We start from the raw sequence: 23,486 nt of genomic DNA, 5'->3' as shown, positions 1-23,486 counted from the left end.
CCGGAACACTCAGCTGCCGCGTGCAGGGCAGTCAAAGTCGTGCAAGGCCGGCCAAACGGGGTCGATGCCACCGTGCACGGTCAGAAGCGCACCTTCGGCTTCCCACGTGAAGTCGTAGGAGCCGGACGCAATGGGCTGGTATCCATCATCGGCGGTCCAAGAACTGACGGGCCTGCCAAAGCCACCAAGGCCCACTGCGTACAACTCACCGCCACCGGCAAACAGGAACGAATGCTCTCTCACTGCGGCCTGGCAGAAACCGGGGCCCGGGGGACGCAGGACGGTGTAGGTAGCACCAAGGTCACCTACCCCACCGATGACGCTGCAAACTCCGGCCACCGTTGCAATGCCCACCCACAGCGGGGAACGCCTGCGGGCAGACCTTTGCTCGCCCGATGCAGCGTTCCGGCGGAGCAGAAATGCGCGAACGACTGCGAGGGCGAGCGAAAGTACGAGCAGCGAGGCGCCAAGAGCCCATCCGGGAACCACCAACGGACCCCACACCAGCAGGAAACCAAACATACCGCCCACGATGGCTGCCGCCGCGAGGAGCAGGCACAGGCGGACAGCAGCGCCGAGGCGATGGGCAGCCATCGGGTTCTTTATGCGTCGAAGTGCGTCTTGACCCTGTCGCCGGTCAGTTGTTCAATCAGCTCCGCGGCGACGTCCCGCAGCTTCTGGTTGCGGTTGCTGGACACTTTGGTCAGGATGTCCATCGCTTCCGCCTGGGAGCACCTGTTCTGGGCCATGATGACGCCGCAGGCCAGGTTGATGGCGGTCCGGCTCTGCATGGCAGCTTCCAGGTTCTCCGCCCGGCTTTGCGCTGTGTCGAGGCGGACAGAGAGATGAAGCGTGTTGTGGGCGGCTGCAGCGAAGCCCAGGGCCTTCTCATAGACACTTGCGGTGAACATGCCCGGCTTGGACGCAAAGAAATTCAAGGCAACACTGGCTTCGCTGCTGATCTCCAGGGGCACCCCGAGGGAACTGTGGATGTTTGCCTCCAACAGCTTTCGGCTCAGCTCCGGCCACCGGGGGTCCAGCGAGACGTCGTCAATGATCACCGGGGACATCTCCCGCAGCGCTTTGATGCAGGGACCATCACCTACGGCCTGCTCAACCTGGTCCAGTTCCACCGCGCGCTGGCTGCTGCCGGCAACAGTGGTGGGCTTGCGCCGTAGTTTGAGCGTGACTGCACACTCAATGTGGTCACCCGCCGCTTCGGAAACCGATGCAGCGGCAAGCCCGGCTAGCCCGGTGAGGAACTCAACAACGTTTTCCGCGCCCACCAGAATGCTCTGGAGCTCTTCAAGGGGTTCTTTCTCCGGTGAACTCGACATGGGCCCATCTTACGGCCCCGCCCCTTGTTGGGCTGAGGGTTGGGCTGAGGGTTGGGCTGAGGGTTGGGCTGGGGGTTGGGCAGCGGATGGTCAGCAGCGCAGACCGTAATGCTGGCAAGCAGAACCGGTCTAGCAACCTGGGCGGCTCCGGCATATGCATCGTTAACGGACCGGCGTAATGTCGGCAGTAGGAGATTTCTGGACAGCGGACATCTGGTGACGTTCCCGGGCCATGCGGCAAACAGGGCAGCGGCCGCCGCAAAATCCAAGCGATCGCCCATGACATCGCGCAAGGAGCCGGGCTCCCCGCACCCAACAGCGACGGAGGGTAAGGATGCATCCCCTTGGGGCCGACGGGCCCGAGCAGCCGGACCGGGCCGCCGAAGAACGCAAGGGAACTGCCCGGCGCTTCCGGGACACGGAACTGCCGCTGGACAAGCTGTGGATCTACTACTACGGAATCGGCGGCGACATCGATGAGGTATCCCTCGATGCCTATCTCCACGAGGCTTTGGACATACCGGCCGCGCAGGTGAACCTGATCGCCACGGCGATGACGGAAATGACGGAAGAGGACACACTGTGACCACAGGTCCCGCAGAGGTGGGACGTGATGAGACTCACGCGCAACATTCTTGAGGCTGGCCCCTGCCGCTGGGCACTATGGAAAGGCATCGGCAGGCTTGATCTCCCGGCGAAGGAGTGACTGCCGAGGGCCGGTGTGCTTGGTCACATCCGGCCAAATCCGGTTGCCAACCCCTTCGGCAACCTGCACCATGGAAGTACGGGAACGCGCTTTCCCATGCAGTACCGCCTCATAGACGAGGCCACGGCCTGGTCAATGAAGATTCCAGGCCGCCCACCGCAAGAAATGGAAGTTGAATAATGACGTTCGATGCCACTGACTCCGTGACCCTGAAAATCTGGGACCGGTCCGCCCTGCACCACACCCTTGACTCCGCTGTCAGCGAGCTTTCCGCGCGGCACAACACCACCACCTGCCGCGTCGCCGTGACGTGCAGCGGGCCCAACACCTTCACCCTGAGCCTGCGCGGCGAAGGCAAGGCACTGGTCTCCGCCTAAGCGGCCACCCCTGAAAGGCAAGCGGACGACGCCGGCACTCCCCGGCGTCGTCCGCTTGCCTTTAAGCGCGGCAGGGCGTCCTTGTCCCGGCCCGGCACGCGGCAAGTAAAATGTGTGGAATCCAAGCGGAAGCGCCGTCCGAGCATCAAAGGTAACCATGAGGCAGAAACCACGGGCGCAAGCCGACCCCGCCGCACCGGGCCCAGCAAAGATGAGCCCAGACCAGGCAGGCACAGCACAGCCGGGCCCGGCGTCGCTGTCGTTGATCCCCTCGGCCCTTGTGTCGGCGTCGGGCTTCCTGCTGTTTGCCCGGGAAGACCGCCTCTCCGGCTTCCTCCTCCTGGCCGCCGCGCTGGTCCTGGCCGGTTTCATCAGCAGGCGCCTCCTGATCGACCTCGCCCTCATCGCCGTGGGCCTGACGGCCATGAGCCTGGTCCCCATCACCACGGACATCAGCACCGAGCACATGCTGGTCATGGGAACCGCCATGATCCTCGCCGTCGGGATTCCCTATTCGGTCTCAAGGTTCGTCACCAAGGACCACGCCATCCGCTTCCCCATCAGGACGGGGCAGCCGTGGACGCGCGCCGAAAAGTGGTACCTGCCTGCCGTCCTGGTGATCGGGTATGCGCTGATGCCGGTGTACATGATCCGGACCGGCGTCTACACCAACTGGCCGGCTGTCAGCGACCCGGACGGCATCGCACGGCTCTTCCTCGGCACCAACGTGCTGGGCATCTGGGACGAGCTCTTCTTCATCTGCACCGCGTTCACGCTGCTGCGCCGCCACCTGCCGGACTGGCAGGCCAACCTGCTGCAGGCGGTCCTGTTCACGTCCTTCCTGTGGGAGCTCGGCTTCCATTCCTGGGCGCCCTTCTTCATCTTCCCCTTCGCCCTGCTGCAGGCCCGGCTGTTTACGGTGACCAAGTCGCTGTCCTACATTGTCAGCGTCCACCTGCTGTTCGACTTCGTGCTGTTCCTGGTCCTGATCCATGCCCACAACCGCGAGTGGATCGACATCTTCATTTACTAATACCCGCAGCCTGAAAGCGAACCACCATCTTGGATGCACCCTCCGGCGGCAACGCCCGTTTTGACATCGCCTCCCTGCCGTTGCCGGTGATCCAGGCGCCGATGGCGGGCGGGCCGTCCACGCCGGAGCTGGCAGCGGCGGTGAGCTCCCGGGGAGGACTGGGATTCCTGGCCGCCGGGTACAAGGCCGCAGCTGCGGTGAAGGCGGAGATCGAGGCAACGCGGCGGCTGACCGGAGCCCCTCTCGGCGTCAATGTCTTCGTCCCGCAGCCCTCGGCCATCAGCCCCGGGGCGCTGGAACAGTACGCCCTGTCCCTGGCTCCGGACGCAGAGCGTTTTGGCGTCACCCTGGGGGATCCGCGCCATGACGACGACGACTGGGACAACAAGATCGAGGTCCTGCTGGAGCATGTCCCCGAGGCGGTTTCCTTCACCTTCGATGTGCCGGAACCCGCCGTCATCTCCGCGCTGCAGCAACGGGGCTCCTGCGTTATCGGGACGGTAACGTCGCGGCCTGAAGCCGTGCGCGCCCTGGAAGCAGGCGTTGACGTGCTGTGCGTCCAGGGACCGGAAGCGGGAGGGCACCGCGGCGCCTTTGACACAGCGCGACGCCCGGAAGGTGAGTCCCTGCACGGCCTGCTTGAAGAACTGGCGGACCTCGGAGTGCCGCTGATAGCGGCCGGCGGTATCGCCACGGGCGCCGATGTCCAGGCTGCCCTCTCCCGCGGAGCTTTGGCTGTCCAGGCGGGCACGGCGTTCCTCCGCGCGGACGAGGCCGGCACCAAGGCAGCCCACCGGCTGGCCCTGTCCTCGGGGCGCTTCACCTCCACAGCGGTCACCCGGGCCTTTTCGGGGCGGAACGCCCGCGGACTGTACAACGAATTCATGCGCCGCCACGATGGCGAGGCCCCCGACGGCTACCCGGAGATCCACCACCTCACCACTCCCCTGCGCGCAGCAGCAGCAGCTGCCGGGGACGCGGACTGGCTGAACCTGTGGGCCGGAACCGGTTTCAACCGGACGACGGCGGGTCCCGCCTCGGCCATCCTGGCTTCCCTTACGCCGTAGCCCGGGAGAGTTTTAGGCTTGGCCTATTCCTCGCCCGTGTCCTGCGCTTCCAGGAACCTGTCCATGGCTTCGCAGGCCCGTTTCCAGCGGGCGTTCAGGGCATGCCGGCTCAACGGTTCGGACATGCCGTTGAGCACTTTCTCGATGGCATCAGATGCGGCGTCCCGGGCCCGGTCCTGCGCCGCCGGGGTGTAGTAGTTCATGCCGGTTATTCGTTACGTCCGCAGCTGCGGATGGCAACAAACCCCTCCGGCACACGACGGCGGCCGGCCCCTTCACGGGACCGGCCGCCCGTCGAACGGGCTGTTTTTCTAGAGGGTGGCGGTGTCGATCACGAAGCGGTAGCGGACGTCCGAGGCGAGGACGCGCTCGTAGGCCTCGTTGATCTTCTCTGCGGGAATGACCTCGATCTCAGCACCGATGCCGTGCTCGGCGCAGAAGTCCAGCATTTCCTGCGTTTCGCGGATGCCGCCGATCATGGAACCGGCGAAGGAACGGCGCCCGCCGATCAGCGCGAACGCGTTGACAGGGAGCGGTTCGGCGGGGGCGCCAACGTTTACCAGGGCACCGTCGAGTTTCAGCAGCTGCAGGTAGGAGCTGATGTCGATCGAGGCACTCACGGTGTTGATGATGAGGTCGAACGTGCCGGCGAGGTCGCTGAAGGTGCTCTCGTCGCTGGTGGCGTAGTAGTGGTCTGCACCCAGCTTCAGGCCGTCTTCCTGCTTCTTGAGCGACTGGGACAGCACCGTAACCTCGGCGCCCATGGCGTGGGCGATCTTGACAGCCATGTGGCCGAGCCCGCCGAGGCCGACGACGGCAACGTTCTTGCCGGGTCCGGCGCCCCAATGGTGCAGCGGGGAGAAGGTGGTGATGCCGGCACACAGCAGCGGCGCGGCGACGTCGAGCTCGAGTCCTTCGGGGATCCGGACCACGAAGTCTTCGGTCACCACGACGTGGGTGGAGTAGCCGCCCTGGGTGATGGTGCCGTCGCGGTCAACCGCGCCATAGGTGCCCACGTTGCCCTTGAGGCAGTACTGCTCCTCGCCCTTCAGGCAGTTCTCGCACTCCTTGCAGGAGTTGACCATGCAGCCGACGCCTACGCGGTCGCCCACGGCGTGCCTGGTCACCTCGGAGCCAACCTCGGTGACGACGCCGGCGATCTCGTGGCCGGGAACCAGCGGGTACTGCTGCGGTCCCCAGTCGCCGCGGACGGTGTGGATGTCCGAGTGGCAGATGCCGGCGAACTTGATGTCGATCAGGACGTCGTGGGGTCCCACCTCGCGGCGTTCGATGGTGGTGGGAATGAGGTCCTCAGTGGAGGACGGGGATGCATAGGCCTTGACGGTAGTCATGGGTCTCCTGGGGTTCTGTTGGGGGTTATGGAAATGCTACAGGGGCTGGGTTCCATCCAACCGGATACGGCGGCCCCTAGCGGTGGCCCTGTTGAAACTGGTTCTGGCAGTCCTACCCTCAGGGCTCCGGCTTCGACGTAACGTGTCCTGTATGGATAACCGAGCCGAGGTACGGCAGTTCCTCTCCACGCGCCGGGGGCGCATCACTCCGGAACAAGCGGGCATTGAACCGTACGGCGGGCGGCGGCGCGTGCCCGGACTGCGCCGGGAGGAAGTGGCCCGGCTCGCCGGCGTCAGCGTGGACTACTACACGCGGCTGGAACGCGGGAACCTCTCGGGTGTTTCAGACAGCGTCCTGGACGCGATCGCCGGGGCGCTGGAGCTGGACCGCGCCGAACACGACCACCTGTACGACCTCGCCAGGACCGCCAATATGTCCGGCCGGAAGCGTGCCTCCGCGCCGGTCCCGGCAGGCGTGCGGCCCGAACTGCGGTACCTCCTGGACACCATCACCGGGGCACCGGCCTTCATCGGGAACAACAGGCTGGACATCGTGGCCGCCAACACGCTCGGCTACGCCTTGTACTCGGACATGTACAGGGGGCCCGCCCGCCCGGCCAACCATTCACGGTTTATCTTCCTTGATCCCAGGGCGCACAACTTCTACACGGACTGGGAGCGGGCGGCGAGCGCCAACGTGGCCATCCTGCGGCGCGAGGCCGGCCGCAACCCGCATGACAAGGGCATTGCGGAACTCATTGGCGAGCTGTCCATGCGCAGCGATGAGTTCCGCACCCGCTGGGCCGCCCATAACGTCCGGCGGCACTATTCCGGGACCAAGTTTTTCCAGCACCCCGTGGTGGGACTCCTTGAACTGAACTACCAGGTCCTGGGCCTGGAGGAGGACCCCGGGCACTCGCTCACGGTCTACCCTGCCACTCCCGGCAGCCCGGCCGAGGAAGCCCTGAAGCTCCTGGCCACCTGGGCGGTGACGGAGAACATCGCGGAGCTGGCGCAGGCGAACGCGCGGGGCTAGCCGGGCTTGCGAAGCTAGGCGGGCTGCCCTTCCTGGACGGGCTCCGCAGGCTCAAGTCCGGATTCGTAGCCAATGAGCCAGTGGAGGCCGTGCTGGTCGATAACCTGGCCGTCGGATGCGCCCCAGACCTTGGGACCGAGCGGGTCCACCACCCGGCCGTCCACGGCGAGCTTGTCGAACCACTCGTGGAGGACCTCCGGCTCGGCGGTCCCCAGCAACGAGAGCATGACCCCTTGAAGACGGACGCTGTTCTGCCCTTCCGCGGCATCCGAACCCGCTACGGCAACGACGCCCTTGAGCACTCCATGGGCTATCGCATCCGGCGGGCCGTCCTTGCGCCCGAAATCCTCATAGCTGTGCAGGAAGAGCTCTCCACCGAAAACGTCCGCGTAGAAGCTCAACGCTTCGCGGGCTGTGCCGGGAAAGCTGACATAGATCTGGGGTGCCGTCATTCGCCCAGCATACAGACGGCACGCGGGAACGATCGGGAAGACTGTATCGCCTGTCCTGCTTTGCGGCGCTGCAGGAACGGTGGCGGTCAGCTGCCCTCCCGCCGCCAGCGGTAAGGCGTGGTGGTGGAGACCTTGACCAGCCCGGAGCGCTCCAGGATGGGTCTGGAGAACTCGGTTGAATCGCTGTGGATGAGTGTTTTGCCCAGGCCGAGGGCCGACTGTGCCCGGCGGGCGGTCAAAGCCCGGTAGATTCCGCGGCCGCGCCATTCCGGGCGCGTGGCGCCGCCCCAGATCCCGGCGAAGGCGGTGCCTTCCACCGGTTCGAGGCGGCCGGCACTGACAATCCGGCCGTCTGCCTCGGCCACCCACAGCTGCATCCCGTCACCCAGTGAGAGCCGGTGCAGCAGGGCATCGGCCATCCCGTCGGACTCCGGATCGCCGAAGACTTCATCCTGCATGGCGCACATCGCCCGGACATCCGGTTCGTCCACCACCTGCCGCACCACCACCCCATCGGGGAGCGGCACGGGAGAGCTGAGCGCCTGCGCGCCGCCGATCATGATGGATTCCGGCGGATCAGGGACAAAGCCGTGCGCCAGCAGCACCTCATGCAGCCCGGGGGCGTGGTCGTGGCTGCGCGTCTTCCATTCCACCCGGGTGACCCCGGGATCAGCCCGGAAGTAGTCCACCGCCCCACGGACCAGCGGGCGGAGGGCATCAGTGCCGGCATCCCCAAGATCCCGGTACGTCACAAAGCCGCGGCCGTCCCGGAACGCCGCGAGGTGCAACGGCCCGTGTCTCTTCACCGAGACGGCGCCGGGAGTCTCGGCATCCGTGCGCAACTGTTCATCGTAGGCAGCCAGGAACCGTGCGGATTCACTCATTCCGCGAGCTTACTGGTGGCCGCCGGGATGGTGTGCTTGGCCGGCGCGGACCCGTCAGGCGGTGTCTCCGCGGGCGGCTGCGGTTTGTAGACCCAGGCCACCAGCACCACTGAAATGATCATCAGCAGGAACCAGGCCACGAGCTTCTCCATCCCAACGGGCTGCCAGCCGTCCACCTGGCTGGGATACAGCCATGCGCCGGACCAGGTGGCGATGTTCTCGGCCACCCAGATGAACAGCGCCACCAGCAGGAAGGCGATCAGCAACGGCATCCTGTAGTGCTTCCTGAACACCCTGAAGTGCATCACGCACCGGCCAAAGACGATCACGACGGCGGCGAGCAGCACCCAGCGTGCGTCCCAGATGTAGTGGTGGCTGAAAAAGTTGACGTAGACGGCCGCAGCCACGGCCACCGTGATCCAGCGCCGCGGATACTGGGCAAACCTCAGGTCGAACAGCCGGTAGACGCGGACCATGTAGGACCCGACGGCCGCGTACATAAAGCCGCTGAAGAGCGGGACCGCCCCGATCCGCAGGAAGCCCTCGGCCTCGTAGGACCAGGAGCCGGCGTCGGTCTTGAAAAGCTCCATCACCGTCCCCACGAGGTGGAACAGGATGATGACCCGCAGCTCCTTCAGGGTTTCCAGCCTGAAGGCGACCATGAGGACCTGGATCATCACTGCGGCGAGGGTCAGGAAATCGTTCCTGGCCAGTCCGGCCCCGTCCGGGTACCAGAGCCGTGCGGCCATCAGCACCGCAAGCAGGGTGGCGCCAAAGATGCACTCCCACCCCTGCTTCAGGCCGAAGACCACGAATTCGGTGAGCTTTGGCCGGACGCGGCTTGAAGGGGCGCTGGCCAGGAAACGGCGCGCCTGCTCGTCAAGCCGCGCCTCCAGCGGAGTGGAGCTAAGCACTTGCGCGGCCTGCCCGGCGGGAGAAAGTGTCCAACTCGGAGAGGCAGTAGTTTTTGAACCAGTGCCGGAGGCGCTGCGGCAGCCTGGGGTAGGCCACGGCGAGGGCTTTCATGGTGCGGTGGAACCGGCGCTCATGGCGCCCGCTCCACGGCAGGCCGAAGTCATTCCGCAGCTGGTCCGGGAGGAGGCCGGCCGTCAGGAACCGGGCGAACGGCATGATGGTGCGGTACCAGAGTGCTGCACGCTGTGGATAGAGGAGTCCGCGGCCCACGCGGATGGCGGCGTCGCTCGCCCGGAGACCGGCCATGCGTGCGTCATAGTACCGGCCGAACGCTTCACGGTCCTTTGGCCACATGTCCGGCGGAAGCTGCAGGGCTGTCCCCAGCTTTGCGTAGTCCCGGTACATGGCGTCGGCGGACTCGTCGTCGAGCGGGCCGTAGATTTTCTCAATGATGACCAGGGCGGTGTCGTAGAGCGTTGCCGTGACCCACAGCTGCAGCTCGGGGTCGTACGCGTTGTAGCCGGGTGTTTCGTGATCGGCATCGCGGCGGACAGGAACGTGGGCTCGGTTCACCCTGCGGCGGACCTCTTTGACCTGTTCGTCAGTCCCGTAGGTGACGGCATACACGTAGGTCAGGGTGCCCTTAAGCCTGTTGATGGGGCGGTCCGTGAAGCTGCTGTGCTCTGCAACGCCGCGGCCCACGCCGGGGTCTGCAAGCTGCAGCAGGATGGCCCGTCCCGCTCCCGCGAGCAGGATGACCTCCGCGTTCAAGTCCGCAAGTTCCCGCGCCATTCCCTCAGGGTACCGGAGGGCCCAGGCGATGGCCCCGGCCCGGTCCAGTAGCCCGCCGCAATGGACAAGTTTACTTTACAGTCAAGTTCGCTTTACACTGAAGGCATCGATCACCGACAAGAACTGGGGGCCTGACATGACGGAGAACAAGAACAGTGCGGCAGGGAATCCGGTGCGCACCGCCTGGGGACGGGCCCGGCTTGGCACCCGCACAGTACCAGCCATGATGCCCGCCATCCCCCTGGGGATCCTTCTCGCCGCGCTGATCGCGGCAGCGGCCGCCCTGGCAGGCTTTGCTCCGCAGCAGCCCTTGCTGGGTGCCGCCATCGTGGCAGCCCTCATGGTCCTGCCCATGTGTGCACTCGCCTGGGCGTTCCTTGTTGACCGGGATTCCCTGAAGGGAGCGGCCTCCCGCCCGGAGGAATCCGTGGAATCGCGCTGGTATGACAATGCCGCAGCAGGAGCATTCCACGACCTGCTGATCTTTTCCGGCCTCGGGACAGCGGTACTCTTCCTGACGCCCCTTGAAATCGAGGGGTCCGTGGGCCTGCTGGCCGTAAGCGTCGTGGGAATGCTGTCCGCGGGAGTGCGCTACACCGTCAACCGGAGACGAGGGTAGCCATTGGAAAACACCCTTCCGGAACTGCGCAGGGAACATGGCTGGTCGCAGCAAAAGCTGGCCGATGCGCTGGGAGTATCGCGGCAAACCGTCATTTCCATCGAGAAGGGCCGGTTCGATCCTTCCCTCCCCCTGGCCTTCCGCCTGGCATCACTCTTCGGCTGCACCATCGAGGACATCTTCACGCCCGGGGGCTAGCACGAGCAACGCCCGCAGAAAATCGAGTACCCACCACTCGTGCCCTCTATCCCCGCTGCCCGTAGCGTCCTGTGAAAGCCCGCGGGCATCACCGCGGGCATTCCGGCCGCAAGGGGGCTCATGGGCTGCATCGAGGCACCGACATGACCCAGCCGGACGGTTACGCCCCGCCCCTCCTGGACCCCGCAGTACTGGAGCGGCTGCGCGACGAACTCGACGATGACGAGGGCGTGTGGAAGGTCTTCGTTGAGGCCTTCATCGCACAGATGCCCCAGAGGCTGCAAAAGGTACGGCTTGCCCTGACCACCGGGGACCTGCCGGGTGCCATGGATGCGGTCCTGAGCCTCAAGACCGCCAGCCAGATGGTGGGCGCGGAGAGGCTCGCCGCGCTGGCCCTGGAGCTTGAAAAGTCGCTGCGGGAGGAAGCCAGGACCGCCGACCCGGCCGTGGTTTTACCCCGGCTTGCAGCGGAGCACCTGCGGCGGCTCAAGCAGTGCGCCCAGCGCACCATCTATGTCCTGCAGGACCACCTGGGGAAGGGTCCCTGAACCGAAGGCACTGTGTCCGGCGGACTACGTTGGGGCCTTGGCACAGCAAGCGGACGACGGCGGAACCTCCCGCCGTCGTCCGTTCCGGTTGAGCCTGGCCCGCCGGTGCCGGCCCGGTCCAAGGCCGTCAGACCTGCAGTGTGGCGTAGTAGTGGCTGGTCTGGACGATGGCTGCAACCGCCTCAAGTTCACTGTCGTCGCGGGGACCATAAACCAGGACCATGCCACGGGCGAGCCGGACGCCGGCCAGTGGATGGGCAACCGCCCAGCCCTTCGCTACCGCCTCCGCGGCCAGCACCGAGGGCAAGGCAACGTGGAGTGAGCCGTCGTGGGCCGGATGCTGATGGGCGAACTCCCCCACGGACGGCACCAGGAAACCGTCCGGAGTCGCAGAAGGAGCGGGGCCCAGCATGAGCCCCGTGGCTCCGGGCACCGAAATGGCAGACTGCCGGGTGGAAACACCGGCCAGCGTGCTGATGCGGGACAGCAGTTTGTCCTGCAACTCCCGCGGCGCGTTGTCGCTTCGCTGTTCCTGCGGAATAGTCCATGACACCTGCGGACGATGTCCAACACGAAGCGGCAGGCTCTCCTCCCGCATCCCGGTCCACACGGCCTTCACGTCAGTGCCGCCATTGGCGCGCGACCGGGCAAGGAACGCAAGCCGTTCACGGATCCAGCCGCCGAGCTCGGCCAGCGTCTCACCCGTGATTCCGTGACCACCCGGATCGCGGCGGGCATAGGCTGGGGCGGCGGAGTCCGTGAGGAGGTAATCCCACGTCCGCCGCAGCAGGTCTGCCGGGATAATCCGGTCCCGCTCGCCCTGCGCAACGAAGACGGGCACCCCGGCCAGGCGAGCCACAGAAAGGGGCACCCCTGCGTCGAAGGGCAGGGTGCCGTACAGGATCGCCGCGCCGGCAAAGCGCTGCGGATCGGAAAGCAGCAGGCCGCCTGCGAACGCCGCTCCCCCGCTGAATCCCACCAGCACCACGGGCCGGCCGGCCGCAGCAGCGGCGTCAAGCCAGCTCCGGAACCAGGCCATTGTTTCGCGCAGGGACTCCTCGACAGGCCTGCCGATGCCACGGTTCTGGAACCAGGCGTAGCCGCCACCTTCAGCTATCGGAGCCCGCACAGCCGCATAGGCCGGACCGGTGGGCAGGTGCTCTGCAAGGCCGATGATCTCGCGTTCATTCGAACCCCTGCCGTGCAGCAACACCACCAGCGGCTGCGCCGGATCCGACGATCCGGCGGTCGCCACCACGTGCGGGATGTTCATTAGTTGGTGACCTTGAGCCCGGTGTCCCAGTTGAAGTCTGCGAATTCAGGGTTGGCCTGCAGGGTCATCAGGACGAACTGGAAGCCCTCGAGCTCGCGGGCACGCTTGAGCGGTCCTACAACCAGGGGGCGCATTCCGGCGGCGCTGACAAAGCCGCTGACCGCACGGGCGGCTGCGTCGTCGTCGCCTGCGATGAAGACGTCGAGGGGCTGGCCGTCCGACTCCCCGGCCACCAGGGTGCCGGCGAAGGTGGTGTTGAAGGCCTTGACGACGCTTGCACTGGACGGTGCCAGCGCAGCGATTTCCTCTGCGGCGGACGTCCCCGGCTCAACCACCAGGGAATCGAAGGTTTCAAAGTTCACCGGGTTGGTGATGTCCACGATGGTCTTGCCTGCGAGCGCTGCGCCGTAGGTGCTGACGACGGACTTGGCGGCATCAAAGGGCACGGCGAGGACAACAATGCCGCCCCGGGGATCCTGCGCCGTGGTGCCGGAGGTGACGCCGGCACCCAGTTCAGCCGCGAGGGCCTGGGCCTTGCCCGCATCCTGGCTGAGGATCTCGACGGTCTTGTTCGCTGCCAGGGCCCTGGTTGCGATGCCGCGGGCCATGTTGCCGTTGCCGATGATGGTGATGTCAGTCATGGGGTTCTTCTTTCCAAAGATGCGGGCCAGGAGGTTTGTCATGGGATTCTGTTCTGCCGGTTTGCGGATTACTAGTTGAAGCTACAACTAAATGTACGTGCGTTTAGTTGAACTGTCAAGCATTTATTTTTGGGCCGAAAGACACCAGCAAATGTCGTGCCGAAAGTGCATACTGGCGCCATGACTGATGCAGCGCGAAAACCGGACCGGATCCTCCTCGTGCTGCTGGGGGTCATCGGCCTGCTGGTGGTGGTGGCCCTCGCCGTGGTGTTCTCCCGCGGAGATCCGGAACCCCTCGATGAGGCCAGCCCTGCCGGAGTTGTCCAGCGGTACAGCTCCGCAGTGATCGACGGCGACCTCGCAACTGCCGAAACATACCTCACGGATTCAGCCCGCACCATCTGCCGCGGCTCGTACTTCGGTGAGCCCCGGCCCGCCCGGGTAGTCCTGGTGTCCACGTCGGAGCGGGACCAGTCAGCCACCGTGCGGGTCTCGATCGTCAACTCGTCCCAGGACGGCCCCTTCGGCCCCTCCGAGTACGAGATGGAAGACATCTTCTCCCTGGTGAAGGCGGACGGAGACTGGAAGATCAGCCAGGCGCCGTACCAGCTCATGGCATGCACCGGAACACAGGTCAAACCATGAGCGCCCCGGCAGGCCTGACCGTTTTACCGGCGGGACTCGCCCAGGTGACGCTGCGCCGGCTCATCCAGTACGCCCTGCTCTTCGCTCTGGTGGTGATTGCCGCCAGTGGCCTCAGCGGACTGCTGGACCGGCTCTTCACGTCAGGGGCTGTGCTGGCATCCACGGACGTGGCCGGACTCGCCCGGTCCCTGGCCTTCACCCTGATCGGCGGTCCGCTCGCCCTGCTTCTGTGGTGGTTCGTTTGGCGCAGGCTCGACGACGAGGCAGAGCGCAGGTCCGCCGGGTGGGGCCTCTACATCACCGCCATGTACGGGGTTTCCCTGATCATCTTCACCACCTCGCTGCTGGGGATGGCGGCGTCACTCATAGGACGGCGGGACAGTGACTGGGCGCCGGCGCTTGCCAACGCCGTCGTCTGGGCGGCCATCTGGGCGTGGCACCGGTGGATGTGGAAGCACCCCCGGAAGCCCACCGTCCACCTGGACGACGTGAGGGCCGTCGTCGGCTCAGTGTTTGGCCTGCTGCTCGGGGCCGGCGCCGGCATCGCCGCGCTCAGCGGCCTGCTCGACGTCGCTGTCCGCGGCTTCCCCCTGACGGTGACCGTTGAGCCCTGGTGGTACTCCGTGCTCCGCTCGCTGGTGTGGGCGGCGGGCGGAACCGTGGTCTGGTGGTGGCACTGGTTCCGGGAAGGCGGGCGCCGCTTCCAGACCAACCTGGTTGACAGCATCATGATCATCGTCGGCGTTTTCGCGGCCGGCATCACCGCCCTCGGCGGGGCCGGCGTGGTCCTGTTTGTGCTCCTGCGGCTGGCGTTCGACCGGGACGATCCCATGAACGAACTGCTGGAGCCACTGGCTCCGGCCGTGGCCGCCACACTCGTGGGGGCGCTGGTGTGGCGCTACCACCGCACCGCGTCCATCCGCCGTTCCCCCGCCACCATGCGTGCAAGCCTCCTGGTGACGTCCGCGGTTGCCCTGGCTGCTTCGGCATCCGGGGTGGGCGTTGTGGTGAACGCACTGCTGGCAGCCGCAGTGTCTCCGCTGGCGGGAGGTGCAACGCGGACACTGCTCCTTGGCGGCATCAGTTCCCTCCTGGTGGGCGGGCCGGTCTGGTGGCTGGCGTGGAAGCCCCGGAACCAGCCGCAGGCCGCCGACGCCATCCCGCCCGGACGCCGCGTGTACCTCATCGCGTTCTTTGGCGTCAGCGCCGTGGTGGCACTCATAACGCTCCTGGTCATCGGCTACCGGGTCTTCGAGTTCCTGCTGGGGGACGTCACGGGCGGCAGCCTCCTGGACCGCATCCGCGCACCGTTCGGGCTCCTGGTGGCAGCCGCCCTTGTGGCCGGGTACCACTTCGCCCTGTGGCGGCACGACCGCGCCCTCCTCGCGGCCGCCCAGCCAGCCAGGAAACGGACCATCGAGCAGCTCACCCTGGTCATGGGGCAGCACGCGGACCCCGAGGCTTTGGCACGTGGCATTGCCGAGGCAACGGGCGGTGCCAGGGTCACCGTCTGGCTGCGGGCGGACGACGGCGGCCCGGCCCTTCCAGCGGCCAGTGCAGATTCAGCGGGGGAAGCTTCTCAAGCTCCGGCTGAAACGGTGAGCCAGGTGGCGGCCGCCCTGGACGGAGTCACGGCGCAGCACGTACTGGTACTCGTGGGGCACAGCAGGCTGGAAGTCATACCCCTGCACAGCCCGCCAAAATAGCGGGAGTTTTTGTCCAGATATGCAGGCTTCAGCGGCACTTATCCCTGCATATCTGGACAAAAACTCTAGGCGGAGGCGGAGGCTGGGTGGGTTTCGCCGAAGCTCAGCAGCACTTTCCCGGACTCGGCCGAGTTGCGCGCCACGCTGAAGGCTTCCAGGGCTTCCCCGACGGGGTATTCATGCGTGATGACGGGGTCGATCTGCAGTGAGCCGTCTGCCAGGGCGGCAATAACGTCGTCGATCTCGTCATTGAAGCGGAAGGAACCCTTGAGCTCCAGTTCCCGGGTGATGGCCAGGGAGATCAGCACCGGCTGCGGTCCGGTGGGCAGCAGCCCCACCATCACCACGGTGCCGCCGCGGGTTGCGCCCTGGATAGCGGAGGCGAGGCCGTGGTGGTTGCCGGAGGATTCAATCACGACGTCGGCCTCGACAGCGGCGATCGCCTCGGCATCACCGGCGGTGATCACCTGGTCCGCCCCTACGGCCTTGGCGATGTCCAGCGGCTTTTCATGCATGTCGACGGCGGTAATGCGGCTCGCTCCGGCGCGTTTCAGGACCGCCACGGCCAGGGCACCGATGGGGCCGCTGCCGATCACCAGCGCGGTCTTCCCGGCAACGTTCCCCGCCCTCGCCACGGCGTGCCACGCCACGGCTGCGGGCTCGATCAGGGCCGCAGTGCGCAGGCCGATGCCCTCCGGCAGCGTCCGGAGCATCCGCGTGGGGAGGTTCACGTACCGGCTGAACGCGCCGTCCCTGTGCGGAAAACGCGCTGCACTCCCCAGGTAGGTGCAGCCCGGCGAAAGGTTGGGCCTGTCCGCCGGATACCGTGCAGCACCGGGGCCTGGTGTTGCCGGGTGGACCGCCACCGCAGTACCGGCGGCGGGTCCGGTTCCGTCTGCTGCGGCCCGGACCACGGTCCCCGAGATCTCATGCCCGAGCACCAGGGGCGCCTTCAGGATCGATTCACCGGCGGCGCCGTGCAGCCAGTAGTGCAGGTCCGAGCCGCAGATGCCTCCGTAGTGCACCTCAATCACGGCTTCATCCGGGGCGGGTGAAGCAAGGGTCAGTTCGTCGATCCGCAGGTCCCCCGCGGCATGGGCCACCACGGCCGGGCCGGTGACGGGAAGGGTTGTGGTCGTGGGCGTTGTTGGCCTTGCCATCAGACCACCACCGTCATTCCGCCGTCGATAAAGATGGTCTGTCCGTTGACGAAGTCCGAGCCCCGGGACGCCAGCCACACGGCGGGTCCGGCAAGGTCCTGCACTGTCCCCCACCGGTTGGCCGGGGTGCGGCCCAGGATCCAGGAGTTGAACTGCTCGTCGTCCACCAGGTTCTGGGTCATCTCCGTGTGGATGTACCCCGGAGCGATCCCGTTGATCTGCAGCCCGGACGCCGCCCACTCTGCCGTCATGGCACGGGTCAGGTTCCGCAGCCCGCCCTTCGCCGCGATGTAGGGGGCGATGGTGGGGCGGGCAAGGTCTGTCTGCACGGAACAGATGTTGATGATCTTGCCGTGCCCGCGCGGGATCATGAAGCGCGCAGCCTCGCGTCCCACCAGGAAGGCGCTGGTCAGGTCCGTGGAAATCACCCGTTCCCAGTCCTTCACGTCCAGGTCCAGCATGGGCACCCGGTGTTGGATGCCCGCGTTGTTCACCAGGACCTCCAGCGGCCCCACGTGATCCTCCACCCAAGCAACCCCGCGGGCGGCCTCGGCGTCGCTCGTGACGTCGAAGGCGACGCTGTGCACCCGCCCGGGCGCGAAGTCGGCAGCCATCGCGGCAGCGGCATCCTTGAGCCGCTCCCCGTTGATGCCGTTCAGCACCACCGTGGCCCCGGCGTCGGCCAGCGCCCGCGCCAGCGCGTTGCCAATCCCCCGGCTGGAACCGGTGACCAGCGCAACCCGCCCGGTCAGGTCAAAAAGTGAACTCATGCGAAGGGACCTGCCTGCACCAGGTTGGCCGGGGACTGGCCCGCGGCGAGCGCCTCGAGCTGCTTCCGGAGGAGTCTGAGGATCCGCGGCTGGAACGCCGAGGCGTTGCCGCCCACGTGGGGAGTGATCAGCGCGTTGGGCGTGGACCACAGCGGATGGTCCTGCGGCAGGGGCTCAGGATCGACGACGTCGATGGCGCACTGCAGGCGCCCCGACAGGACCTCCTTGGTCAGGGCTGCGGTGTCCACCACGGAGCCGCGGCCCACGTTCACCACCAGGGCGCCATCCGGCAGGGCAGCCAGGACCTCTTCGCCGATCAGCTGGTGGGTGTGCCCGTTCAGGGGCAGTACCGACACCAGGATGTCGTGCGTGGCGGCCAGCGCTGTCAGTTCCGAGGATGCGTGGACTTCGCCGTGTTCATCAGCACGGGCCGAACTGCCCACCCGGGTGACGGTGACCTCGAACGGCTCAAGCCGGCGGGCCACCTCCTGCCCGATCCCGCCCACGCCCACCAGCAGCACCCGCCGGTCCGCCAGGGACTGGCGCCGCTCCGGCCGCCAGAGGCCGTGTTGCTGGTCCCGGACCGCCTGGTCGATGCCGCGCAGCTTGGCCAGGATGAGCCCGATGGCGAGCTCCGCCGTCGCCGCCGCGTGGACTCCGGACGCGCTCGCCACGCCCGCGGCCGGCCCGGCAGCCTCAATCACGCCGTCGTATCCGGTGGACTGGGTCTGTACGTACTTCAGGCCGGGTACCTTGGCGAGGGATCCCAGGACGGCGCCGGCATTGATGTACGGCAGGATGACGCCGTCGATCTCAGGCAGCGTCCCGTCGTCGGGATCTGTCTCCAGGTCCCAGACCACTCCCTGCAGCCCTTCGGGCAGGGGTGAGAGATCGTCCAGGAGCTGCTGGTCGGGGAAGCTGACGGTACGGACTGTTTGCATGGGAAGACCTATCAATCTGGGGCGGGAGTGCTGGGGCTAGCGGCGGTCGAAAGTCAGGCCGCCGGGGACCTGGAAGGTGGGCATAAGCTCCAGCATGCCAACATTCACGTGCCGGGGTGTTTCGATGGCGTAATCCATGGCGTTGACGATGTCATCGGTGGTGAGCGATTCATACCCCTCGTAGTAGGTCTTCCATGCCTCCTCCATTGCCTCGGGCGTGCCGCCCATGTTCCGGCCGAAGATCTCAGTCTCCACGCGTCCCGGGCAGATTTCGGTGACGCGGATGCGCTTGCCCACAGTGTCGTTGCGGAGCTGCCGGGAGACCTGGTGCACCGCGGCCTTGGTGGCGTGGTACACCGTGTGGCCGTAGAAGTTGTAGGTGCCGGCGATCGAGCTGACGTTGATGACGTGCCCCAGGTCGCGTTCCACCATCCCGGGCAGGACCAGCCGGGTCAGCTGGAGCAGGCCGCGGAGGTTGACGTCCACCAGCTCGTCGATGTCGCTCTCGCTGGAGTCCAGGATGTTGCCGGGCCGGGACACTCCGGCGCAGTTCACCAGGACATCCACCTGGAGGTTCCCGACGGCGGCGGCCAGCGCCGCGGTGTCCGTCAGGTCCACCACGTGGGGCACAGCGCCGGTTTTGTCCGCGAGTTCCTTCAGGCGGTCCTCGTTGCGGGCCAGGGCGTGGACGGTGAGTCCGCGCTTTGTTAGGCGTTCGGCGATCGCGGCGCCCATGCCGGTGGAGGCACCGGTGACGAGGGCCGTTGAGTAGTCGGAAAAGGACATGCAGGTCTCCTAGGAAGGTGCAGCAGCGTGCTGCGCAGGTAGCGGAAATTCGGGAAAGTGGAAAGTCAGGCGTCGCGGAGCGGCAGGTGCGCCCTGTCCTTGACCGTGCTGACCGCGGCAAGGGTGCCCAGCGCGGTGATCACGGCGTAGAACGCGGGCATGTAGATGTTGCCCGTGGACGAGATCAGCCAGGTCATCAGCAGCGGCGCGGTGCCGCCAAAGAGTGCGGACGAGATGTTGTAGCCCAGGCCGTAGGCCGAGTACCGGACGCGGGTGGGGAAGAGCTCCACGATGAGGATGTGGATGACTGCCGTGTGCCCGGCGAAGACCACTGCCATGATGGAGGCGCCCAAAATGGCCAGTGCCATCTCGCCGGTGGCAATCAGCGCGTACGAAGGGATGCCCAGGACGGCCATGGCGATGGCGGAACCGGCGATGACCTTCTTGCGGCCGATGCGGTCCGAGAGCGCGCCCATGAAGGGGATGGCGATGCAGATGGCCACCAGGCTGCAGGCGGTGACCAGCAGGGCCTCGCCGATGGTGAAGTTCAGCTGCTTGCCCTTGAGGAACGTGGGCATGTAGGAGAACAGGACGTAGTAGCCGGAGCCGTTCATCAGCGGGATGAAGAGTGCCAGCAGCATGGCGCGGCGGTGCTCGGGCGAGGCAAAAGCCTCCTTGAGCGGGTTGGCGGACAGCCCGCCTTCTTCCTTGAGCTTTTCGAAGTTGGGGGTGTCACTGATGGCTTTGCGGATGTACCAGCCGATGATGCCCATGGGGATGGCCACCAGGAACGGGATACGCCAAGCGAATGACCCAAAGCCACCGCCGTCGATCGCTTCCTGGGTGAGCCAGGGGGACATGGAGTAGGCAACCAGGGTGCCGGTCAGGAGGGCTGCGAAGGAGGCGATCTGGGCGTATGAGGTGATGACGCCGCGCTTGCCCTCGGGAGCGTGCTCGGCGAGGAAGGTCATTGCGCCTGCAGCTTCACCGCCAACGGAAAAGCCCTGGAGCATGCGGAGCAGTACGAGCAGGATGGGGGCCGCGACGCCGATGGCCGCGTACGGCGGCAGCAGGCCGATGCCCGCGGTCGCAACGCTGATCAGCAGGATGACAAACACCAGGAGCTTCTGCCGCCCGATCCGGTCACCGAGGTAACCGCAGACGACGGCGCCGAGGGGGCGCACGAAGAAGGAGACGGCGTAGCCGGCGAAGACAAACAGGAGTGCGTTGTCCGGGTTTCCGGGGGCCAGGAAGACGAGGGCAAGCGTTCCGGCCATAAAGGCGAAGATGCCGTTGTCATAAAGTTCCACGAAAATGCCGACGCAGCCGGCCGTGACGACCTTGCGGGTCTGCTTGCTGCTGAGCCGCTCCTGGTGCGGCTGGGCCGCATGCGTTGAGGTGGACATGGCGTTCCTTACTTAAAGGGGATGGTAACAATGCTTTTCGGGGGAAGCGAGAGTCTTCAGCTTCCGGCGGCGGGTGCAAGCCGGGGCGGGCCCGGGGGACCTCCCACGCCGAGGAGGGAGAAAACGGTGCCCACCGTGGAGCGGAGGGTTTCCAGTTCCCTCAGCGCTGCCCGATGTTTCGCTGTTGCCTCCGGGACGGTGGTTTTGCGGAACGTGATCTTGTGGCCGGGCCGGGCCTGCGCCAGGACGTCCAGCGAGCGGCTGGTCACCACGGCCAGGACGGGGTAGCCGGCGGTTACCCCGCGTCCACGGTGCAGAACCAGGAGTTCCTCCCGGGAGGGCACCTCGATGGCTCCGACCGGGACTCCCCTGGACAGCACCTCGGCGGTGGACTGGCGTTCCGGAAGTGCCCCTCCCAGCCGCAGCCCGATGTGGTTGCTCCGGCCGCTGACGGTGTACTCGGTGCTGTAGAGCAGGTCCGCGGTCCCGCCGAATTCGTCCACATCGGGGCCGTCCGTCACATCCACCACTGCGGTGCTGTGGAACTCCGGGCGGGTCAGGCCCAGGCGGAACAGCGGCAGGTCGAAGTACGGCTGCCGGATGGGCGGGACGCTCTTGAAGGTCCTCAGTTCCGTGCCTTCCGTAAGCCGAAGCCCGAATCCCACCACGGTGTCCGGCGCGCAGCTGCCCAGGAGGACCGGCGCGTGCACTGAGCCGTGGACCGCTACGTAGGCCCGGAGGCCGCCGTCGAGCCGGCGCAGCGCCACTGTTTCCCCCGCCCGCACGGACACTGGCTCCCACTGCTGGCACTCGCGCCCGCCCACTGTGAGGTGCAGGGGCGTTCCCGTGACGGCGATCAGGATGTCCGTGGTGGCGCGCATCCGGAAGTCGAGGGCAGTGATTTCCAGGAGCGGTGAGTTGTCCGCGTTGCCGGCGAGGATGTTCGCCGCCCGGGCCGAGAACTGGTCCAGCGCGCCGTTCACGGGCAGCCCGAACCGGGGTCCCCGGAAGCGGCCAAGGTCCGTGACCACGGAGTTGCCGGGCTGCTGGATGACCAGGGAACCGTTCATCGTGCTGCCTCCAGTTTCCGGCCGGCGTACGTGGCGAAGTCCTCCGGCGGGATCCGGTGGAACCGCAGCACGTCGCCGGGGACGTAGGGAACCAGCGGTTCGGCCGCTGCGTCGAGGACGGTGAGCGGGGTCTGGCCAATGACGCACCATCCGCCGGGTGCGGCCGCGGGGGCGATCACTGCCTGGCGGCCGGCCACGGACACAGCCCCGGCAGGGACGGAGAGGCGGGGGTCCTTGAGACGCGGGACCGGCAGCGGGAAGTCGGGGCCGTCCATCATGGGCGATCCGGCGGGTGCGCCCAGGCAGCGGATCACGTAGGACTTGGCCGTGTGCAGCGTGATGATTTCCTCGACTGACAGCTGCTGCTGTTCAGCTACGCGTTCCAGGTCGGGTCCGTACTCGCCGCCGTAGACCACCGGGACGCTGAACTCGCGGGGGGCGCGGGCGGGCGCGCCGGTGAATTCGAGCTGGCGCAGGCCCAGCAGTACGAAGGCCCGGACCTGGCGGGCGGAGGTGACGCCGGGGTCGAACTCCACGAGCAGGGAGTCGTACGTCGGCACCGCGCCGTGGACGCCGTCGGCTCCGGCGGCGTCCAGCCACTCGGCAAGGGCATGGACGGTGGCCCAGTTGGCCTCCCGGTCCGCGGAAGATGCGACGACGCGCAGGGCAGCGTCCCCGGATTCGAAGACCTCCACCGGAGGCAGCGCTGGTGTGGAAACGGCGGGCATGTCAGGCGGCTTCCACTTTGGCGGCCAGGACCTGGGCGAGCGGGGCGATGGTCACACCGGCGCGCTCCAGTTCGCTGCGGACCTGGCGTGCCAGCCGGACCGCGCCCGGAGTGTCCCCGTGGAGCAGGATGGTGTCGGCGACGATCGGCAGGTCGGTTCCGGCGACGGTTTCGATCACGCCCTCGCAGACCATGCGGATGGTGCGGTCCACGATGGCGGAGGCATCGTGGATGACGGCGCCGGGGCGGCTGCGTGGCACCAGGGTGCCGTCCGCCTCGTAGGCGCGGTCTGCGATGCCCACAATGCCCACGGGCAGCTGGCGCGCTTTTGCGGCGTCTGCAAGCTCGCCGTCCTGGGCCAGGACAATGAGGTCCGGGCTGACGCGTGCTGCGGCGTCCGCCACGGCCTGGGCATAGTCGGGCCGGGTGGCTACGAGGTTGCCCAGGCGTCCGTGCGGTGCGAGGTGCACGACGGCGGCGCCATGGTAGGCGGCGAAGGCGCCGAGGGCTCCGAACTGGTACAGGACGTCGTTGCGGACTTCCTCAGCGGTGAGGTCCATGGTGCGCCGGCCGAAGCCGCGCAGGTCCGGGAAACTGGGGTGGGCACCGATGCTGACGCCGCGGCGCACGCACTCGGCGACCGTGGTGTTCATGATGTCCGGGTCCCCTGCATGGAAGCCGCAGGCGATGTTAGCGCTGGACACTACTTCCAGGAGGGCCGCGTCGTCGCCCATGGAGTACGTGCCGAAGCCTTCTCCAAGATCTGCAACGAGATCAACGATGGGTCCCATGTGAGCCCTCCTTGGGGGTGGTGGCGCGGCGCTGGCCAGGGGAAGCGGCAGCTGCCGGAAGCGGAAGTCTGTGGACCAGCCGGATGGGGCTGCGGTCCCGGGCCCGGATTACCGGGCTTGTAGAAAAAGTCTGGCACCGGGACTTTGATCACACAAAGACGTAATCGGTGTCACGGGATAGGTGCCGGTTATGACCTGTGCCTCTTCTGGACGGCGTCCTGCCCGGCCCGCTGGTGCGGACCGGGCAGGACTGT

Annotated in this window: 28 protein-coding genes; 10 read left to right on the top strand and 18 right to left on the bottom strand. The window is 66.8% G+C overall.

Annotation, left to right across the window (positions count from 1 at the left end; translation table 11 throughout):
* Positions 1–9: 9 nt before the first annotated feature.
* Together IEX43_RS17160 and IEX43_RS17155 are read right to left on the bottom strand one after the other, a co-directional pair.
* Positions 10–594 (bottom strand): hypothetical protein, encoded by a 585-nt coding sequence (locus IEX43_RS17160; RefSeq protein WP_188812946.1) that lies wholly within the window; start codon positions 592–594, stop codon positions 10–12.
* A gap of 8 nt (positions 595–602) precedes the next feature.
* Entirely contained in the window at positions 603–1,337 is a 735-nt protein-coding gene (locus IEX43_RS17155) for a GAF and ANTAR domain-containing protein (RefSeq protein WP_188812944.1), read from the bottom strand.
* A 334-nt stretch (positions 1,338–1,671) separates the two neighbouring features.
* Between IEX43_RS17155 and IEX43_RS17150 the strand changes: the two genes are divergently transcribed.
* The 4 genes from IEX43_RS17150 (at position 1,672) to IEX43_RS17135 (ending at position 4,520) form a co-directional block, all read left to right on the top strand.
* On the top strand, positions 1,672–1,923 hold the full coding sequence (locus IEX43_RS17150) for a hypothetical protein (RefSeq protein ID WP_188812942.1): 252 nt from the start codon (positions 1,672–1,674) through the stop codon (positions 1,921–1,923).
* 299 nt (positions 1,924–2,222) lie between these two features.
* Positions 2,223–2,420 (top strand): hypothetical protein, encoded by a 198-nt coding sequence (locus tag IEX43_RS17145; RefSeq protein WP_188812940.1) that lies wholly within the window; start codon positions 2,223–2,225, stop codon positions 2,418–2,420.
* A gap of 211 nt (positions 2,421–2,631) precedes the next feature.
* Positions 2,632–3,453 (top strand): CPBP family glutamic-type intramembrane protease, encoded by an 822-nt coding sequence (locus IEX43_RS17140; RefSeq protein WP_188812938.1) that lies wholly within the window; start codon positions 2,632–2,634, stop codon positions 3,451–3,453.
* 29 nt (positions 3,454–3,482) lie between these two features.
* Positions 3,483–4,520 carry a nitronate monooxygenase gene (locus IEX43_RS17135; protein WP_188812936.1) on the top strand — a complete coding sequence of 346 codons (1,038 nt, stop codon included), beginning with the start codon at positions 3,483–3,485 and terminating at the stop codon, positions 4,518–4,520.
* 23 nt (positions 4,521–4,543) lie between these two features.
* Here IEX43_RS17135 and IEX43_RS17130 read toward each other — a convergent pair whose 3' ends face one another.
* A complete protein-coding gene (locus IEX43_RS17130) occupies positions 4,544–4,723 on the bottom strand; it encodes a hypothetical protein (RefSeq protein WP_188731601.1) in 180 nt (59 codons plus the stop codon).
* Between the two features lie 108 nt (positions 4,724–4,831).
* Positions 4,832–5,872 carry an NAD(P)-dependent alcohol dehydrogenase gene (locus IEX43_RS17125; RefSeq protein WP_188812934.1) on the bottom strand — a complete coding sequence of 347 codons (1,041 nt, stop codon included), beginning with the start codon at positions 5,870–5,872 and terminating at the stop codon, positions 4,832–4,834.
* 151 nt (positions 5,873–6,023) lie between these two features.
* Between IEX43_RS17125 and IEX43_RS17120 the strand changes: the two genes are divergently transcribed.
* Positions 6,024–6,908, top strand: coding sequence for a helix-turn-helix transcriptional regulator (locus IEX43_RS17120; protein WP_188812932.1), 885 nt, complete (start codon positions 6,024–6,026; stop codon positions 6,906–6,908).
* A gap of 14 nt (positions 6,909–6,922) precedes the next feature.
* Here IEX43_RS17120 and IEX43_RS17115 read toward each other — a convergent pair whose 3' ends face one another.
* From IEX43_RS17115 to IEX43_RS17100, 4 genes are all read right to left on the bottom strand, one after another.
* A complete protein-coding gene (locus IEX43_RS17115; protein WP_188812930.1) occupies positions 6,923–7,360 on the bottom strand; it encodes a VOC family protein in 438 nt (145 codons plus the stop codon).
* 86 nt (positions 7,361–7,446) lie between these two features.
* Entirely contained in the window at positions 7,447–8,244 is a 798-nt protein-coding gene (locus IEX43_RS17110) for a GNAT family N-acetyltransferase (protein WP_188812928.1), read from the bottom strand.
* A complete protein-coding gene (locus IEX43_RS17105; RefSeq protein ID WP_188812926.1) occupies positions 8,241–9,158 on the bottom strand; it encodes a DUF817 domain-containing protein in 918 nt (305 codons plus the stop codon). The genes IEX43_RS17110 and IEX43_RS17105 overlap by 4 nt, the downstream gene beginning before the upstream one ends.
* Positions 9,151–9,951 carry an oxygenase MpaB family protein gene (locus IEX43_RS17100; protein ID WP_188812924.1) on the bottom strand — a complete coding sequence of 267 codons (801 nt, stop codon included), beginning with the start codon at positions 9,949–9,951 and terminating at the stop codon, positions 9,151–9,153. Before IEX43_RS17100 ends, IEX43_RS17105 begins: the two co-directional genes overlap by 8 nt.
* A 136-nt stretch (positions 9,952–10,087) precedes the next feature.
* Here IEX43_RS17100 and IEX43_RS17095 point away from each other — a divergent pair, with 136 nt between their 5' ends.
* The 3 genes from IEX43_RS17095 (at position 10,088) to IEX43_RS17085 (ending at position 11,316) form a co-directional block, all read left to right on the top strand.
* The gene (locus tag IEX43_RS17095; RefSeq protein WP_188812922.1) at positions 10,088–10,570 is read left to right on the top strand and encodes a hypothetical protein; all 483 of its coding nucleotides are present in this window, start codon (positions 10,088–10,090) and stop codon (positions 10,568–10,570) included.
* Between the two features lie 3 nt (positions 10,571–10,573).
* A complete protein-coding gene (locus IEX43_RS17090) occupies positions 10,574–10,768 on the top strand; it encodes a helix-turn-helix transcriptional regulator (RefSeq protein ID WP_188812920.1) in 195 nt (64 codons plus the stop codon).
* A gap of 143 nt (positions 10,769–10,911) precedes the next feature.
* Positions 10,912–11,316 carry an Hpt domain-containing protein gene (locus IEX43_RS17085; RefSeq protein WP_188812918.1) on the top strand — a complete coding sequence of 135 codons (405 nt, stop codon included), beginning with the start codon at positions 10,912–10,914 and terminating at the stop codon, positions 11,314–11,316.
* Between the two features lie 127 nt (positions 11,317–11,443).
* Here IEX43_RS17085 and IEX43_RS17080 read toward each other — a convergent pair whose 3' ends face one another.
* Together IEX43_RS17080 and IEX43_RS17075 are read right to left on the bottom strand one after the other, a co-directional pair.
* A complete protein-coding gene (locus IEX43_RS17080) occupies positions 11,444–12,589 on the bottom strand; it encodes a luciferase domain-containing protein (RefSeq protein ID WP_188812916.1) in 1,146 nt (381 codons plus the stop codon).
* The gene (locus IEX43_RS17075; RefSeq protein ID WP_229666514.1) at positions 12,589–13,272 is read right to left on the bottom strand and encodes an NADPH-dependent F420 reductase; all 684 of its coding nucleotides are present in this window, start codon (positions 13,270–13,272) and stop codon (positions 12,589–12,591) included. Before IEX43_RS17075 ends, IEX43_RS17080 begins: the two co-directional genes overlap by 1 nt.
* A gap of 138 nt (positions 13,273–13,410) precedes the next feature.
* Between IEX43_RS17075 and IEX43_RS17070 the strand changes: the two genes are divergently transcribed.
* Entirely contained in the window at positions 13,411–13,875 is a 465-nt protein-coding gene (locus IEX43_RS17070; RefSeq protein WP_104189438.1) for a hypothetical protein, read from the top strand.
* The gene (locus IEX43_RS17065) at positions 13,872–15,581 is read left to right on the top strand and encodes a DUF5671 domain-containing protein (protein WP_188812914.1); all 1,710 of its coding nucleotides are present in this window, start codon (positions 13,872–13,874) and stop codon (positions 15,579–15,581) included. The genes IEX43_RS17070 and IEX43_RS17065 overlap by 4 nt, the downstream gene beginning before the upstream one ends.
* A 65-nt stretch (positions 15,582–15,646) precedes the next feature.
* Here the strand turns inward: IEX43_RS17065 and IEX43_RS17060 are convergent, their stop codons facing one another.
* The 8 genes from IEX43_RS17060 to IEX43_RS17025 all read right to left on the bottom strand — a co-directional run bounded on the left by IEX43_RS17060 (position 15,647) and on the right by IEX43_RS17025 (position 23,232).
* Positions 15,647–16,741 (bottom strand): L-idonate 5-dehydrogenase, encoded by a 1,095-nt coding sequence (locus IEX43_RS17060; RefSeq protein ID WP_188812912.1) that lies wholly within the window; start codon positions 16,739–16,741, stop codon positions 15,647–15,649.
* Positions 16,741–17,511, bottom strand: a complete 771-nt coding sequence (locus IEX43_RS17055; protein ID WP_188812911.1) for an SDR family oxidoreductase — start codon at positions 17,509–17,511, stop codon at positions 16,741–16,743. Before IEX43_RS17055 ends, IEX43_RS17060 begins: the two co-directional genes overlap by 1 nt.
* Complete coding sequence (locus tag IEX43_RS17050) at positions 17,508–18,452, bottom strand: 2-hydroxyacid dehydrogenase (RefSeq protein ID WP_188812909.1); 945 nt, start codon at positions 18,450–18,452, stop codon at positions 17,508–17,510. Before IEX43_RS17050 ends, IEX43_RS17055 begins: the two co-directional genes overlap by 4 nt.
* Before the next feature lie 36 nt (positions 18,453–18,488).
* The gene (locus IEX43_RS17045; protein ID WP_188731576.1) at positions 18,489–19,238 is read right to left on the bottom strand and encodes an SDR family oxidoreductase; all 750 of its coding nucleotides are present in this window, start codon (positions 19,236–19,238) and stop codon (positions 18,489–18,491) included.
* Between the two features lie 65 nt (positions 19,239–19,303).
* Entirely contained in the window at positions 19,304–20,644 is a 1,341-nt protein-coding gene (locus tag IEX43_RS17040) for an MFS transporter (protein ID WP_188812907.1), read from the bottom strand.
* 56 nt (positions 20,645–20,700) lie between these two features.
* Complete coding sequence (locus IEX43_RS17035) at positions 20,701–21,714, bottom strand: 5-oxoprolinase subunit C family protein (RefSeq protein ID WP_188812905.1); 1,014 nt, start codon at positions 21,712–21,714, stop codon at positions 20,701–20,703.
* Positions 21,711–22,442, bottom strand: coding sequence for a 5-oxoprolinase subunit B family protein (locus IEX43_RS17030; protein ID WP_188812903.1), 732 nt, complete (start codon positions 22,440–22,442; stop codon positions 21,711–21,713). The genes IEX43_RS17035 and IEX43_RS17030 overlap by 4 nt, the downstream gene beginning before the upstream one ends.
* A gap of 1 nt (position 22,443) precedes the next feature.
* On the bottom strand, positions 22,444–23,232 hold the full coding sequence (locus tag IEX43_RS17025) for a LamB/YcsF family protein (RefSeq protein WP_188812901.1): 789 nt from the start codon (positions 23,230–23,232) through the stop codon (positions 22,444–22,446).
* Positions 23,233–23,486: the final 254 nt, after the last annotated feature.

The organism is Pseudarthrobacter polychromogenes (assembly GCF_014644495.1).
Taxonomy (GTDB): Bacteria; Actinomycetota; Actinomycetes; order Actinomycetales; family Micrococcaceae; genus Arthrobacter; species Arthrobacter polychromogenes.
This window is presented reverse-complemented; position numbering and strand designations above follow the sequence as displayed.